The 16313-nt window shown below is 35.1% G+C and carries 16 protein-coding genes; all 16 read right to left on the reverse strand.

Features of this window, described 5'->3' with window-relative positions; all coding sequences use genetic code 11:
• Position 1: 1 nt before the first annotated feature.
• On the reverse strand, positions 2-1294 hold the full coding sequence (locus tag EKM77_RS07310; protein WP_125593403.1) for an alkaline phosphatase family protein: 1293 nt from the start codon (positions 1292-1294) through the stop codon (positions 2-4).
• Positions 1295-1412: 118 nt separating this feature from the next.
• Positions 1413-1613, reverse strand: a complete 201-nt coding sequence (locus tag EKM77_RS07315) for a hypothetical protein (protein WP_125593404.1) — start codon at positions 1611-1613, stop codon at positions 1413-1415.
• Between the two features lie 101 nt (positions 1614-1714).
• On the reverse strand, positions 1715-3931 hold the full coding sequence (locus EKM77_RS07320; protein ID WP_125593405.1) for an MSCRAMM family protein: 2217 nt from the start codon (positions 3929-3931) through the stop codon (positions 1715-1717).
• A gap of 219 nt (positions 3932-4150) precedes the next feature.
• Positions 4151-5869, reverse strand: coding sequence for a phospho-sugar mutase (locus EKM77_RS07325; RefSeq protein WP_125593406.1), 1719 nt, complete (start codon positions 5867-5869; stop codon positions 4151-4153).
• 185 nt (positions 5870-6054) lie between these two features.
• Positions 6055-6996 carry a thioredoxin-disulfide reductase gene (trxB, locus tag EKM77_RS07330; RefSeq protein ID WP_164507748.1) on the reverse strand — a complete coding sequence of 314 codons (942 nt, stop codon included), beginning with the start codon at positions 6994-6996 and terminating at the stop codon, positions 6055-6057.
• A gap of 63 nt (positions 6997-7059) precedes the next feature.
• Positions 7060-7872, reverse strand: coding sequence for a prolipoprotein diacylglyceryl transferase (gene lgt, locus EKM77_RS07335; RefSeq protein WP_125593408.1), 813 nt, complete (start codon positions 7870-7872; stop codon positions 7060-7062).
• The gene (gene hprK / locus EKM77_RS07340; protein WP_125593409.1) at positions 7872-8816 is read right to left on the reverse strand and encodes an HPr(Ser) kinase/phosphatase; all 945 of its coding nucleotides are present in this window, start codon (positions 8814-8816) and stop codon (positions 7872-7874) included. Before hprK ends, lgt begins: the two co-directional genes overlap by 1 nt.
• Before the next feature lie 67 nt (positions 8817-8883).
• A complete protein-coding gene (locus EKM77_RS07345) occupies positions 8884-9249 on the reverse strand; it encodes a phage holin family protein (protein WP_125593410.1) in 366 nt (121 codons plus the stop codon).
• Positions 9246-9515: a PspC domain-containing protein gene (locus tag EKM77_RS07350; protein WP_125593411.1), complete on the reverse strand. Its 270-nt coding sequence runs from the start codon at positions 9513-9515 to the stop codon at positions 9246-9248. The genes EKM77_RS07345 and EKM77_RS07350 overlap by 4 nt, the downstream gene beginning before the upstream one ends.
• A gap of 56 nt (positions 9516-9571) precedes the next feature.
• A complete protein-coding gene (phoU, locus tag EKM77_RS07355) occupies positions 9572-10249 on the reverse strand; it encodes a phosphate signaling complex protein PhoU (RefSeq protein ID WP_125593412.1) in 678 nt (225 codons plus the stop codon).
• A 13-nt stretch (positions 10250-10262) separates the two neighbouring features.
• On the reverse strand, positions 10263-11060 hold the full coding sequence (gene pstB / locus EKM77_RS07360; protein WP_164507749.1) for a phosphate ABC transporter ATP-binding protein PstB: 798 nt from the start codon (positions 11058-11060) through the stop codon (positions 10263-10265).
• Positions 11038-11841, reverse strand: coding sequence for a phosphate ABC transporter ATP-binding protein PstB (gene pstB, locus EKM77_RS07365; protein ID WP_125593414.1), 804 nt, complete (start codon positions 11839-11841; stop codon positions 11038-11040). The genes pstB (EKM77_RS07360) and pstB (EKM77_RS07365) overlap by 23 nt, the downstream gene beginning before the upstream one ends.
• 3 nt (positions 11842-11844) lie before the next feature.
• Positions 11845-12732 (reverse strand): phosphate ABC transporter permease PstA, encoded by an 888-nt coding sequence (gene pstA, locus EKM77_RS07370; protein WP_125593415.1) that lies wholly within the window; start codon positions 12730-12732, stop codon positions 11845-11847.
• Positions 12732-13652 (reverse strand): phosphate ABC transporter permease subunit PstC, encoded by a 921-nt coding sequence (pstC, locus tag EKM77_RS07375; protein ID WP_125593416.1) that lies wholly within the window; start codon positions 13650-13652, stop codon positions 12732-12734. Before pstC ends, pstA begins: the two co-directional genes overlap by 1 nt.
• A gap of 1 nt (position 13653) precedes the next feature.
• Positions 13654-14529: a phosphate ABC transporter substrate-binding protein PstS family protein gene (locus EKM77_RS07380; RefSeq protein ID WP_125593417.1), complete on the reverse strand. Its 876-nt coding sequence runs from the start codon at positions 14527-14529 to the stop codon at positions 13654-13656.
• Between the two features lie 131 nt (positions 14530-14660).
• Entirely contained in the window at positions 14661-16310 is a 1650-nt protein-coding gene (gene pnpS, locus EKM77_RS07385) for a two-component system histidine kinase PnpS (protein WP_125593418.1), read from the reverse strand.
• Positions 16311-16313: the final 3 nt, after the last annotated feature.

Genomic DNA, 16313 nt, shown 5'->3' on the forward strand with positions numbered 1-16313 from the left:
CCTATTGTTTTAAAACGCCCTCAATCAAATGACCCGCTAATTTTTCTTTAAACTCTAAACCAAGTAATTTGGCAAAAGTAGGTGCCTCATCGACCAAGTCTGCCTTCTCAATTGTTTTTCCTTCGTTAACGGCTGGTCCATTAAATAAGATAGTTGTTTGATAACCAGGTTTATCAGGATCATATCCATGAACACCACAATAACGATCTGGTTCTCCCAAAGTATCTGGATCAACTTGTTCAACTATTGTTGGTCGATTACTTTCATCAGTAAAGTAATATCCTGCCTTGGCTTCGATCATAAAGGTACATGCTGGATCTGCTCCACGTTTTATTGCTTCATCTTGTGTATAAATATGTTCAATACCTTCCACTCTAGCAATACGTTCTTTTAATTCATCTAAGTGTTTAAAATTACGTGTATAAATATATGTTGATCCATCACAACTTTTCGCCATAACTGACCAATTATATTCAAAAGTTTGGTTCTTTCTAGTAGTTAGCCAGCCTTTTCTTGCAAATAAGGTATTCAAATGAATCATCTTATCAACATTAATTTGATAGTGATCTCCTAAAATAACAAAATTAGTATCAGAAAAAGTTCCGGCTTTCTTAGTTGCTTCGACCAGTTGAGAAACATGGTTATCTAAGCGATGTAACGCCTCCATAGCTTCTTTAGAGCGCACACCATAACGATGACGCATACTGTCCATGTCAACTAAATGAACCATTGTTAAGTTTGGTTTCTTATTTTCAATGGTATCAACCGCACAAGCTGTAATAAATTCATCCAGTTGCGGCTGTTTGATTCCATTACGCAATTTGCCATATTTGTGATTCATTTTTAATAAAAATAATGGTGAACTAGCACGTAATGATACTAATACTTGATTAGTCCAAATTCTATTTGGAAATATTTCAGCTAAATTATAATTTATTTTGCTTCCCGCCGTTACTGGCCACAAAAATGATGCCGTGGTTAATCCTTTTTGACGAGCCAAATCATATAGTGTTGTGGATCTAACGTCGCCTTGATACCAATACCAATCTGGTGAACGACGTTCCGGTTGAATTTTGGTGTTATTAACAATTCCATGAACACTGGGATATTGTCCAGTAATAATTGTCGTGTGCGAAGGATAAGTCAAAGTAGGATAAATACCAGTAACTGACTTCACCCAAGTTCCTCCGTTAACTAGTTTATTTAAAGTTGGTAATTCATTTTGATGTTCATTAATATCCCTAAATCCCATTGAATCCAAAGAAATTATCACCATATGTTGATTCGTCGACAAAATAAAATCTCCCCCAAATTAATATATATATTATTGTAACTCAAGTAAGTGACCACTCACTACAAAAAAATAAAATGCTTGATGAATTTATTTTCACCAAGCATTTTATACTAATTTACTATTTTTTTAAATTAAATTTTATGCCGACTCCGATAATGGCTGCCGCTAAAACAAGATCCAGCAGCTTAAAGAATAATGAAAAGGTGGCTTTTGGAGCCCCAAAGTTAATCAATATCCATGAAAGGATAATTACTGCTGATATTGCTAGAATAAATAAAATATCTGAAAAAGAATTCTTATGTTCTGTGATATGTTCCATGATAGCACCTCCTCATTAATTAATTATAGGCTATTATACCTCCTTTCTTATAAAAAGTGTATAAGAAAAAGTATCATCTGTTTATTCAGACGATACTTTTTTTAAAGTTTACGATATTTTGTGAATACTTCTAAAGCAATTAAGAATAATAACATGCTACCTGCAACCGCCGCAAAAGTTGATCTAATCGAACTTGTTTGTGGCAATTTAGCCTGTTTGTTAACTGCAGAATTATTTGAACTTGTCTTTGAGTACTGAGGTAGGCTAGGATTATTAACTCCTGTGCCATTCTTTACAAAATCTGGATCAGTAGGCAAACTTGGAGTTTGGTTCACAGAATCTCTTGGAGTTAACGGTGTTACAGGATCTGGGATGGTTGGTTCTGGATCATTAGGGTTGCCGGGATCAACCGGATTTGTTGGATCTACTGGTACTATAACGTCAGCTTTTTTATTATTGGTAGCTGAAACATTAACAGTCCCTGATTTTAAATCAAATGGAATAGGAGTTTGATTCAAAACATAGTTATCCGGGGCTTTTGTTTCAACAAATTGATATTTGCCAAATGCTAAATTATCAATAGTTATCTGACCCGCAGAATCGGTCGTTAAATTATTTTTTAGAACTTTACCATCAGAATTTTCTAATTTGAATACTGCACCTTGCAATACTGACTTAGTTTCAGCATCTGATTTAGTTAAAATAACTTTTCCCGTAGTATCCGGAACATTTGTCCCTGGATTACTAGTGTCAGAAGTCTTTTTATCAACCATTGTTAAGTTTGGTTGCGTCTGGGAATCAGAAATAGTAAATCCTAATTTAGTTTTATTAATATCATAACCAGTAGGAGCAGTGGTTTCGACGAATTGGTAATCACCCACTGGTAAATTACTGTAAATTATCTGTCCATCATCGTTAGTTGATAAACCTTTTGCCACACTAGTACCATCAGATTTTTGCAAATCAAAAATAGCACCAGCAAGTGGCTTTCCTGTATCAGAAGCAGTCTTATTTAAAACTACATTTCCTTTAATTGTTGAAGGATCTCTTTGATTAGTGACATCAAATTCAATTGGAAGTTGTTGAGAAGTAGTGATTTGAAATTCATGCTCGTTATCCGAATTTAATAAATAACCATCTGGAGCTGTTCTTTCAATAAATTTATAATCACCAGCTCGTAAATTAGAAACGGCGATTTGACCATTGCTATCAGTAGTTAAATTTTGATATTCAGGATTACCTTCGGCATCATTTACCGTTGATCCATCACTCTTAACTAGACTAAATACCGCTCCTTGTAAAGAGGCACCCGTAGTTTTATCCACTTTCTTTAAAACAACTGAGCCGTTATATCCAGATCCCCCCAAACTACTACCCCAATTTACAATTGCGGTTGGAGTATGATTTGTTACTGGATCACCAGGTACCGTGACGGGATCTCCTCCTGTATCGGCACTGATACCGGTATAACTACTCTCTATATAATTTGTCCAACTGTAAATATCATTAAAATTAACAGTTGAAGTGATATCTGTGTTGTAAATAATATCTATCTTGTCAGTTATTGGTTTAGTAAAGTTCAAAGTAAAACCATCATCGGTGTATGAAATATCTACACCTTGAATATCATTATTATGGCTATCTCTGATAGTTAAACTATCACGATCTAATTTTTGTCCATCACCAATTTTGTCAGTTACTACTAATCCCGAAACTGTTTTAACATTTTGATTTAAAACAGTTTGCCAAGTTATCTTAGTAGGAATAGTTGTGCTGTCGCCATTAGACCAGCCTGTTTTTACCATAAATGCCTTGTCACCAGGATCTGGATCTGGGTCTTCTCCTGAATTATTAATTCCTTTACCTGAAAAACTTAAATCTATGTGTCTATTAGTATTATGGGCTGGCTGTGTAAAGTAGTCATTAAGAGTAACAGTTCCTTCTCTTGTATCATATGGAATAACTACCTTACCAAAAGCCGATTCTTTAACTTGATCTGATCCACTTTTATCAAAATCAAGTTGTACATTATCAGGAATTTTAAATTTTAGGACCTCACCATCCGTGATGGTAGCATCATCTGGTATATCCCAATGAAAATTAGCCGTTAGTGAAGTATAGCCTGAAAGATTTGCAATATTAGTTATATCTTCCGTACCACTACCATCCAAAATAACCGTTTGCGGCGTTTTCCAATCATCCCCACTAGTAGTGTCAGCTTGTATACTACTAGCGTTAAATAAATTTCCTACTAAAGAAACTCCAAATACAAACAGCATGATAAGTGCCGTTACCCTGTCTTTTTTAATCCGATTCATAATGCTCCCTCATTTCATAACACACATTATATAACAATATTAATTAACAAATCATTAAAAGAGAATATAAAAAAATAAGGAATTTGGGATAAAAATATTTTGTATCGAAATATACAACCATAAATGACGAATAGGTCCAGTAATCTAAAATCGGATTACTGGACCTATTCATCATACTAGAAAGCTGAACATGTTTTGTTCTACTTTCTTATTTTTTTGTTATTCCCAACTTTCAATGATCTTAGCGAATTCAGCGAGCTTTTGTGCTGCATGTTCGTCACTATCACTTGTAATTCCCACATAAAACTTCATCTTAGGTTCAGTACCTGAAGGACGAATGGCGATCCAAGTGTTATCTTCAAGGATAAACTTCATTGCATCAGCCTTAGGCAAACCTGTCTTGTTAGTACCAGAATCTGTTACATCAGTGTCTTTTAAGTAATCAATTGACTCGACAACTTTAACACCGTTTACTTCATTAATTCCTTCTTCATGGAACTTCTCCATAATTTGTTTCATTTGTTCTTTACCTGAAATACCAGCAAAAGTCTTAGAAACGGTCTTTTCACGATAATAACCGAATTCTTGATAAAGATCTTCCAAGGCATCATAAATTGTTTTACCTTTAGATTCGTAATAGGCAGCTGCTTCAGCCAATAGGATCGTTGACTGCATAGCATCCTTATCACGAACAAAAGGTTTAACCAAATAACCGTAACTTTCTTCAAATCCAAACAAAAACTCATGACTGCCAGTTTCTTCAAATTCTTCAATTTTTTCGGCAATGTATTTAAAGCCTGTTAAAACATTGAACATTTTAACATTGTATTTTTCAGCTATTTTAGTTGCTAATTCTGAAGAAACAATTGACTTGGCAACGGCCCCATTTGTTGGCAAAGTGCCAAGCTCTTTTTTTGCACTTAATAGGTAATTCAAAAGAACTGAAGCAATTTGATTACCTGTCATCAACTTATATGAATCGTCTGGTTGGCGAACAGCTGCACCTAATCTATCAGCATCAGGATCGGTTGCAATCAAAATATTTGCACCAATTTTTTTACCCTTCTCGATAGCTAAATCAAAAGTTTGAGCAAACTCTGGGTTTGGTGCCGGTGTTGTTGGAAACTCAGGATCAAGAATTGCTTGTTGAGTTACCATTGTAAAGTTTTGAAAACCTAATTTTTGAAAAATTCTTGGTGCGATCATTTTTCCGGTTCCATGAAGTGGTGTATAGACAAATTTCATCTTATTACCGACTTCTTCGATCAACTTATGGTTAACTACGACTGTATCCAACTTATCTAAATAATCTAAATCGACATCTTCGCCGATTAGATCCATCAACTTTTCATCACGTAATTCTGTAATTGATTTTGTCTTAATAGCGAATAGGTCACTAGCTTTACGAACAAATTTAGTAATATTATCAGATTCAACTGGAGGCATTTGACCTCCATCTGGACCATAGATCTTAAATCCGTTGTATTGTTTAGGATTATGACTGGCAGTAATCATGATACCAGCGTAAGTGTTGAGATTTCTAACAGCAAACGACAATTCAGGTGTCGGACGCAGTGAATCAAAAACGTAACTGTGGATTCCATGTGCGCCCAAAACTTTAGCCGATTCAAAAGCAAAATCTTGTGAGTAGTAACGTGAATCATAACTTATTGCAACACCACGATTTTTAGTAGCTTCGTCCAAGGTATCCATAAAAGCAGCTAAACCTTCAGCTGCCTGTCTAACTGTATAAATATTCATCCGGTTGATACCAGGTCCGATCAAGCCACGCATACCTGCTGTACCAAATTCCATTGGTGCATAAAATGCTTCTTGAGCAGTTTCTTTATCTTCTTTTAACTTCAATAATTGTTGTTTTAATTCAGGATCAAGCTCTTTATAATCAAGCCAATTTTGCATTGTTTCTTGCCAAGACATTAATTCGTCCTCCTAATTTGTAAGACCTTACATTTTTCTATTATAACAATCTACTAGGGCTATTAAAAACTGATTTAGTAAAGTTTAACAATTAAAAATTAAATATTACTTAAAAAGAAAGGCTTCGTTGACTTAATTTTAATCGCAAAAAAAGCCATATTGCCAACAGACAATATGACCCTTAATTATTTAGCTGAAACTTTATCACCTAAGGTTTGAATATAGTTAAAGGCTTCTTGTCCAGCAATTCCACCTTCACCAACAGCAAGTGCAATTTGACGAAGACTCTTTTTACGAACATCCCCGATTGCATATATACCAGAGACTTTTGTTTCCATATTTTCGTTTGTGTCGATCCAGCCATCAGCATCTAAAATACCTAAGTTTTTAAATGGCTCTGTCATTGGTTGAATTCCAACATAGATAAAAGCACCTTTGGCAGGAACAACATGTTCTTCACCAGTTTCTTTATCTACATACTTAACACCAGATACTTTATCGTTTTCGCTGGTAATTTCTTTAACATCAGCATTCCAAACGAACTTGATTTTATCATTTTTGAAGGCACGATTTTGAAGAACTTTTTGAGCACGAAGTTGATCACGACGATGAATAATAGTTACAGATTTAGCCATTTGTGTTAAATAAACGCCCTCTTCAACAGCTGAATCGCCACCACCAATTACTGCTACATCTTGATCCTTAAAGAATGCACCATCACAGACAGCACAGTATGAAACTCCACGTCCTGATAACTCTTCTTCACCAGGGACACCGATTTTCTTATATTGTGAACCAGTAGCAATAATAACGACCTTAGCTTCATAGTCACCATCATCTGTATGGACAACTTTAACATCACCATTATCTTCAACTGATTCTACTGTCCCGTATCCAAAATCAGCTCCGAAACGAGTTGATGAATTATACATCTTTTCACTCAAATCAGGACCCAAAATTGAATCAAAACCAGGATAATTTTCAATTTCTGCAGTGTTATTCATTTGTCCGCCATAAATACCACGGTCTAAAATCATTACTGACAAGTTTGCACGTGAAGCATAAAGCGCAGCAGTTAAGCCACCAGGACCTGCTCCAATAACAACAACATCATATGTTTTCATCAGTTTACCTCCTCATAAATACCTAACAAATATTACCATTTTTAATTTAAATAGCTATTATCTTGCTCAAATATCTTGATACCACGGTTCTTGATATTTCTTCCGTCGATAGATGATTAGAATAATCGCAACTGCCAATAAAATCAAAGATAATGCTTGCGAAACTCTAATTCCAGGTAAAATATACAAGCTATCAGTTCTCATACCTTCAACGAAGAACCTTCCTAATGGATACCAAACTAAGTAAGCCAAGAAAACTTCGCCACGCTTAAAGAATTGTTTACGATGACGTAAGACTAAAATAATAATTAATCCGATCACATTCCAACTGGATTCATATAGAAAAGTTGGTTGACGATATGCGCCATTAATATACATTTGTTGAACAATGAAATCAGGTAAATGCAACGATTGCAAGAATGACAAAGTCGTTTTACCACCAAAAGCTTCCTGATTCATAAAATTACCCCAGCGACCAACGATCTGACCTAACAAAACCGATGGCGCAGCAATATCTAACATCGTCCAAATAGAGATCTTTCTTTTTTTACATAGAACAATTAACACGATAAAAGCGGCAATCAATCCACCATAAATTGCGATACCGCCATGCCATATTTTAATGATCTCACCTGGATTAGCTAGGTAAAACGGTAATTCAAAAATAACATAGTAAATTCTCGCACCGATCAACCCAATTGGAACCCCATATAATACTAGATCCAAAATATTCTCTGGATCGATCCCACGTTTTTTGGATTCAGACAGGGCCATTAAGACACCTATCAAAGCACCAAAAGCTATGATCAATCCATACCAGTGAATTTGTAAACCGCCCAGGTTAAGAGCTATCGGATTCAAAGCCAGCAAATTCAGCATTATTTATCTTCCTTATTTGTATTATCTTGAATCAATGCACCAAGGTTCTCTTCAAATTTCTTAGTTGCATCGTAACCCATTTTCTTTGCACGATAGTTCATAGCTGCAACTTCAATAATAATTGAAATATTACGACCTACTTTAACTGGAACTGTAATTTGTGGAACTTGAACATCAAAAATTTCACGTTTATCTTCTAAAGATCCAATACGATCATAGTTTTTATCTGGTGACCAATTTTCCAAATTGATGATCAACTGAATATCGCTTGATGAACGAACAGCTCCGGCACCAAATAAGTTCATGACATCAATAATACCAATTCCACGAATCTCTAATAAATGATTCAAAATTTTTGGTGCTTCACCCACAATAGTTTTTTCATCTTGTTGGTAAACATCAACACGATCATCAGCAATCAAACGGTGGCCACGTTTAACAAGTTCCAAAGCAGTTTCACTTTTACCAATTCCAGAATGTCCAGTTAACAAAATACCAATTCCATAAACGTCAACAAAAACACCATGGATGGATTCTCTAGGTGCCAATCGACGATCCAAATATTCTGTGATCATACTAGAAAGTCTAGTTGTTGGTAATTCAGATCCAATAACCGGAACTTTGTGCTCTTCGGCAGCTTTTAATAGTTCATCACTTGGTTGGATAGCACGGGATATTAATAAGACCGGTGTATCTTCGCGACAAATTTCTAACATTACTTTATAACGATTATTAGCTGTCATAGATAGCGAATAAGCAGACTCTGTTTGTCCAAATAATTGAATACGTTCACTTGGATAATAGTCAAAATATCCAGTTAACTCAATGCCCGGACGAGAAATATCACTAGTTGTAATCTTCTTCTTATTCAGAAGTTCTTCTCCACTATAAACTTTCAATTCATTATCTTTAACTAAATCAGCTACTGTAACAAAACTTGACATAATCAACCCTCACAAATCTTCTTTTTTTAATTCTATCATTTTTTAGTAGATATTAAAAAGACGCGTCTTAGACGCGTCTTTGAAAATTATTCATCGTATAGCTATTTATAATCGAGTTACAAATGGCTAAGATCACTGCCACTAATAGAGCAGATCCAAAACTACTGAAATAAAAACTACTTGAACCCAAAATAGCTGATGTTAATTCTAAGGTTATTGCACTTATAACAAAAGAGAACAACCCGAAAGTAATAAAAGTTATTGGGAATGAAATAACATGCAAAATAGGTTTGACGGTCCAGTTTAACAATACTAAGACAAAACTGGCTAAAATTGCCGTTGCTAAACTGTCAACTCTAAACATGTTTGGTAATAGACGCGCTATTGCTATGAATAACAGCGTATGAATAGCCACTTTTACTAATAATTTCATTTTTTGTTTTTATTCAGCTCCTTAGTTGAATCTTTTCTTAGATGACGTAAACGTGCATGATAACTTGTCTCTTGAATATTGCGCTTTTCAGGCATCAAAAAGACACAGACTATGTAAACAAGTATTGTTAAGAAATAACTGAATGGTGTCATGAAAATAAATCCTAACCTAATCCAAGTAGAGTCAATTCCAAAATACTCACCAAGGCCACCACACACACCAGCTAGAAAACGATCATCACTTGATCTAGTAATTCTTTTATTCACGAAATTTCACCTCAACTTGTTTTCAAAATATACAACATAGCTGCGTAAATTTCAAATTACATTCTTTTATTTTCGCCCTTGTGGGTAAGTTCTACCACGTGGCCACTATTCAAATATACGACCCATTCGCAGATATTAGTTGCATAGTCTCCTACACGTTCAAGGTAACTGGCAACTAACATATAAGAAGTTCCGCTTAGAACATTATCAGACTTCTTTTGCATATCTTCAATACACAACTTACTAATGGTACGACTCTTTTCATCGATTTTAATATCACGACGAGAAACTTCACGGGCTAAGCCTTCATCCTTTTTAAGGTAAGCTTCAAGTGAATCTTCAACAATACTTGTACTTAATTCACCCATTTCCGCAATCAATTTTTCGATTTCTGGAATTCTATGTTCACCTTTAACACGGATGGTCTCTTGCGCAATACTTACAGCATGATCACCAATTCTTTCCAAATCAGAACTGGCTTTAAGAACTGTGACGATCATTCTCAAGTCTGATGTAACCGGTTGTTGTAAGGCTATCATCTCAAATGAATCTTTTTCAAGATCCATCTCTCTAACATTAATAAAATGATCTTTTAAAAGCACATCTTTAGCTAGTTCTTTATCATGATCGATGTATCCCTTAACGGATTTCATAATGGCTTCACTTGCCATCATTCCCATTTCAGAGAATCTTAAATGTAAATTACTAAGTTCTTCCTCGAACGTACTACGCATGACTTTCTGCCCCCTATCCGAATTTTCCGGAAATATAATCTTCTGTTTGTTTTTCTTGTGGATTCAAGAAAATATTCTTTGTTTTATCCGCCTCAATCAATTCTCCGTTCAAAAAGAAAGCTGTTTGATCAGAGATTCTTGAAGCTTGTTGCATGTTATGAGTTACAGTAATGATTGTATAATCATCACGTAAATCTAGTAAAGTATTTTCAACTTTTGCAGAAGAGATTGGATCTAGAGCAGATGTTGGTTCATCTAACAGAATGATATCTGGCTTGACCGCCAAAACCCTTGCAATACAAACTCTCTGTTGTTGACCACCTGAAAGAGATAAGGCGCTTTGATGTAGCTTGTCCTTAACATCATCCCAAACGGCAGCATTTTGTAAACTGGTTTCTACTGCTTCATCAAGAACCGCTTTGTCCTTGACTCCGGCCAATCTTAAACCATAAACCACATTATCATAAACAGAGAATGGAAATGGATTAGGTTGTTGGAAAACCATTCCTACTTGCTTTCTTAATTCTACCGTATCAATGTTTGGTGCGTAAATATTTTTGCCGTTCAAACTAATTGTTCCTGTGATAGTCACATTTGGAATCAGGTCATTCATTCGATTCAAACAACGAAGATACGTTGATTTACCGCAACCTGAAGGCCCAATCAAGGCTGTAATCTCGTGCTCATTAAAATCAAGGTTAATTCCCTTCAGAGCCTCTTTCTTTCCATAAAACAAATGAACATCAGATGATGTCAAAATTTTTTTCTTTTCAGCCAAAGTTATTCTCCTATCCAAAATGTCCAGAAACATAATCTTCAGTTGTCTTAATTTTTGGACGTGTAAAGATTTTTCTTGTTTCATTAAATTCTACCGCATGTCCCATGTGGAAGAAGGCTGTATAGTCACTAATTCTGGCAGCTTGCTGCATATTATGAGTAACTATAATTATTGTAAATCTGTCTTTTAAACTTAGCATAGTTTCTTCTACGTTAGAAGTAGAAATAGGGTCCAGCGCACTGGCCGGTTCGTCCATCAATAAAATATCCGGCTTCATAGCGATGGCACGGGCGATACAGAGGCGTTGTTGTTGACCACCTGATAACGCCAGGGCACTTTTATGAAGATCATCCTTGACTTGCTCCCATAATGATGCTTGTTTTAATGTCGTCTCAACAATTTCATTTAATTTGTCTTTATCATGCAAACCGTGTCGTTTCAAAGCAAAAGTTATATTATCATAGATTGATTTTGAGAACGGATTGGGACGCTGGAATACCATTCCGATATGCTTTCTCGTCTCATAAATATCAACATCGTTTTTATTTATGTCTAATCCACGATACATAATTTCACCTTTAACACTGGCCCCAGGAACATTGTCGTTCATTCGATTTAATGAACGCAAGAAAGTTGACTTGCCAGATCCAGATGCACCGATAAGCGAGGTAATTTTGTAACGTTCAAATTGTAAAGATGCTTTATGCATGGCTTCTTTTTGACCATAGAAAACTTGTAGATCCTTAGTTTCCATAGCAATTTCATGTTCTTTTTCATCTAAGTGATAAATATATTGATCTTGTTCATCAGCCATAAACTATTCTCCTGTCATCTTTTTATAAACTAAATTACCAAGGTATCTTGAAAGTAAATTGAAAATTAACACTGCAATGATCAATACCGCTGAAGCACCAGCAGAAACTTGAACCGCATCAGGGATCAGACCTTCAGAATTAACTTTCCAAATATGGACTGCTAATGTTTCAGCAGGACGCATCAAGTTTAGCGGACTAGTAATGCTGAAAATGTTCCAATTTGAAAAATCTAGTGGTGGGGCACTTTGTCCAGCTGTATAAATAAGTGCAGCGGCTTCACCGAAGACTCTACCAGCACCGATGATCATACCAGTAATAATGCCTGGCAAACCATCTGGGATAATTACGTGGATGACTGTTTCCCATTTTGATAGTCCCAAAGCAAGTCCTGCCTCTCTTTGCGATTGAGAAACAGACTTTAAAGAGTCTTCAACATTTCTTGTCAGAATTGGCAAATTAAAAACGGTCAATGTCAAAGCTCCTGACAAAATGGAAAAGCCAAATTTAAAACTAATTACAAAAATCAAAAATCCAAACAAACCAACAACAATTGATGGTAGAGAACTTAAAACTTCGATCGATATTCTAATAAGTTCAACCAATTTATTTTTACCAGCATATTCAGATAAGAATATTCCGGCAGAAATAGCAATTGGAATAGAAATGAGCATTGATAGAATCAATAGAAAGAAAGAATTAAACAACTGAATCCCAATACCACTTCCAGCTTGAAAGGCTTTTGAACCTGAAGTCAAAAAATGCCAATTAACATAACGTAGACCACTACCTAGAATGTAAACTAATAACCCTGCTAAGATCAAAACAATGATTCCAGACATAGCGTAAATAACACCAGTAGCTATTTTATCTTTAACTTTTTCATTGAACACTAGAATTCACCTCTCTTAGCAATAAGTCTTATTACGAAGTTGAACAAGAGTGACATTAATAGCAATAGTAAAGCTAGTGACCAAAGAGCATCATTTGGGGTCGAACCCATGATCGTATTACCCATGTTCATTGTCAAAACTGACGTTAAAGTAGAAGAAGGTGAGACTAAATTTTGTGGTAATAACATAGCATTACCAATAACCATTTGCACGGCTAAAGCTTCACCAAAGGCTCTAGACATCCCAAAAACCACTGCCGTCAATAAACCGGGTGAAGCGGCTCTTAAAATAACTTTATGAATTGTTTGCCATCTTGTTGCACCTAGGGCTAATGAAGCTTCACGATAATATTCAGGTACAGCCTTTAAAGCGTCCACTGACATTGATGTGATCGTTGGCAAGATCATTACGAATAGAACAAATGAACCAGCTAAAATACCAAATCCACTACCGCCAGCGATACTTCTAACAAATGGAACAACAATAGTTAATCCAATAAATCCATAAACTACTGATGGAATACCAACTAGTAACTCAATTACAGGTTGTAAAATTTTACGACCTAATTTGGGTGATATTTCAGTCATAAAAATGGCTGCCGCAATGGCAAAAGGTGTCCCGATCAAAGCGGCAATCAAAGTAACTGCAAATGAACCCACGATCATTGGTGCGGCACCAACTATAGGATGTCCTGCACTATCTAACTTATCTGGAGCCCAAACTGAATGTGTCAAAAAATCAATTGGATTTACTCCATCTTTAAAGAAGATCACTAAACCTCTTGAAGCAACAAAACCAATGATTGTAACTACCAAGATAACTATTATAGCTGTAAAACTAAATGAAATAACCTTACCTTTTGTTTCACGTTTTGCAGAGACAGATTTTTTAGTTAAACTTTCTCGAATCGGATCTTTCAATTTAGTCTCCCTCCTTTGAAACTGGGGTTACATTCCCCTTATAATCTTTTTGATATTGCATATTTTTAATTGGAACGTAACCTAATTTTTTAACAATTTTATTTTGAACATGATTGGACATAGTATAGTCTAGAAAACGTTTAGTCATACCTGTTGGCTGACCATTTGTATAAAGATGTTCATAAGACCAAATTTTCCAAGTATTATTCTCAATATTCTTCATCGTTGGTTTAACTCCGCCAACTTCGATCGATTTAACTGTGTCATTTAAATAAGGCATAGCCAAATAACTAATGGATCCTTGAGTATTGTAAACGATTTGTCGAACCATACCACTTGAGTCTTGCTCCTGAGAACTAACAGCCGGCGTTCCGTTCATAACGTCATCTTCAAAGGCGGAACGAGTACCACTACCATTAGCACGATTAATAATCGTTATTTGCAGATCCTGTCCACCAACTTGTTTCCAATTAGTGATTTGACCTGAAAATATTTGTCTTAATTGTTTAATAGTTAATGATTTTATTTTTACACTTTTATTTACAATCGGTACCATTCCCACCGCTGCAATACGGTGATCTACCAAATTTTTAGCATTAATATTCTTTTTTTGTTCAGCATAAAGATCAGAGTTACCAATATCTACCGCACCTTGTTGAATCTGGCTAAGTCCGGTACCAGTACCTCCACCCTGAACGTTAATATATTCGTTAGGATTGTTTTTTGTAAATTCTTCCCCAGCTAATTCTACTAGCGGTTGGGCGGCTGATGATCCTACAGCCGTAATTGTTTGTTGATCACTACTCCCCTTACAACCCGTTAAAACTAAGATTGCAGAAAAAAATAACGTAAAAATAGCCACCAGTCTTTTTTTCAATATACTCACCTCTGTCTTTTTAATACTAATATAAGAATGTATATTTTTTGTATAAAAGGCCTAATAATTGGCACAAAAAAAGTTCTAAGAAGAGAACTCAATTCTCACTTAGAACTACTTTTATATCTTTTTTATAACGGAATATGAACAATAAATTTTGTTCCTAGTCCCTTGTGCGATTCAATTCTAATATCACCATCAAGCGTATCAATTGTTTCTTTAACAATAGCAAGACCTAGTCCAGTTCCGCCAGTCTCAAAACTACGTGATCGATCAACACGATAAAATCTCTCAAAGATCCTATCTTGTTCTGATTCAGCAATTCCGATACCAGTATCCTCAACACTAAATCTTATCCGATTTTCAATTTCATCATGATTAAATTGAATTTTAATATCACCATTTTCCTTATTATAAGAAACAGCATTCTTAATCAAATTACCAACGATCAAATTAAATTTCTCTCTGTTGATAGTAATCTCAGGATTACCAGAAAAACTAGTTTCAACGCTTATTTTATGTTTAGAGATCCTCTGAGATAAATGTTCAACTGTTTTTTCAATTTCGTTTTTAGCGTCAACAGCTTCGGCCTTTTCATCATCTTTTTGAACTTTTGATAATGAAAGAATATCTTGAATCAATTCAGTCAATCTAGTGCTTTCTTCGTTAATTATATTTAAGAAATGATCCAATTTTTCTGGATCATCTTTAGCACCGTTAAGTAGTGTTTCAGAAAATCCGGCAATCGAAGTGATCGGTGTCTTTAATTCATGACTGACATTATTGACGAAGTCGACTTGCATACGATCCATCTTACGACTTTCGGTTAAATCATATAGTAAAACTAAAATTTGCTGATCGAAATCTTCTCGAGAATGGACCAGACGAATAACATTTGCTTCGACATATTTCTGGGAATTACCGATCAACTGTAATTCTTTATGATGATTCTTATTTTTACGAAGCGTATGTTCGATCATCCTGCTCAAGCCATATGTTTTAACATCTTCAATGAACGGATGAATATCATTTGAAATATTTACATCTAATAAGGCCGACATAGCCTGATTATGCATTAAAACTTCACCTTGAGAATTTAATAACATAACTCCGATTGGAAGATGTCCAACAAGACTCTTGAATCTACGTTCACGTAAACGTGCGTTATCGCGCAATTCATTGATATCCATACTAATTTCATTAGTCTGTTCTACTAAATTATATAATTCATCATCAGGCGAAAGAATAATTGATGCCATATCCTTGTTCTTTCGTACTCGACGTAAATTTTCGGTCACACTTTGAATGTCATAACTTAGTTTTTGCTTACGTTTGTAATAGAACAGAACAATCGCATTAGTGAAAATAAGATAAACTAAGGCAACCAATACGTACGTTGACGCATTTTGACTCCATAAACGGTTATATTCCTTGACCACAACATGCTTATTAGAGTCGCTGATATAATACATTGTTCTAGTTCCAAAAGTATTATCAGTTAAAAAGTTTTGACTTGGCGACAATCCACCCTTGTGAATCAGGTCATATACTCTCTTTTCAACTTTTGAACTTCTTTTATCAGTATCTACGTAAGTTAATCCTGATATTTTTGCTGCCTCTTGTGCAGTATGGTTCTTTTTCAATTCTTTAAAAGAAGTTGTTTCATCATAAAAAGTATTTCTTTGTGAACTCCCCAAGGTACTATCTGCAAATGCCGACAAAATAATAAATATGACAATGGAGACAGTTACCGCAATAATGGGCCCTATTTTTTTCTTCATGTA

The organism is Companilactobacillus baiquanensis (assembly GCF_003946605.1).
Classification (GTDB): domain Bacteria; phylum Bacillota; class Bacilli; order Lactobacillales; family Lactobacillaceae; genus Companilactobacillus; species Companilactobacillus baiquanensis.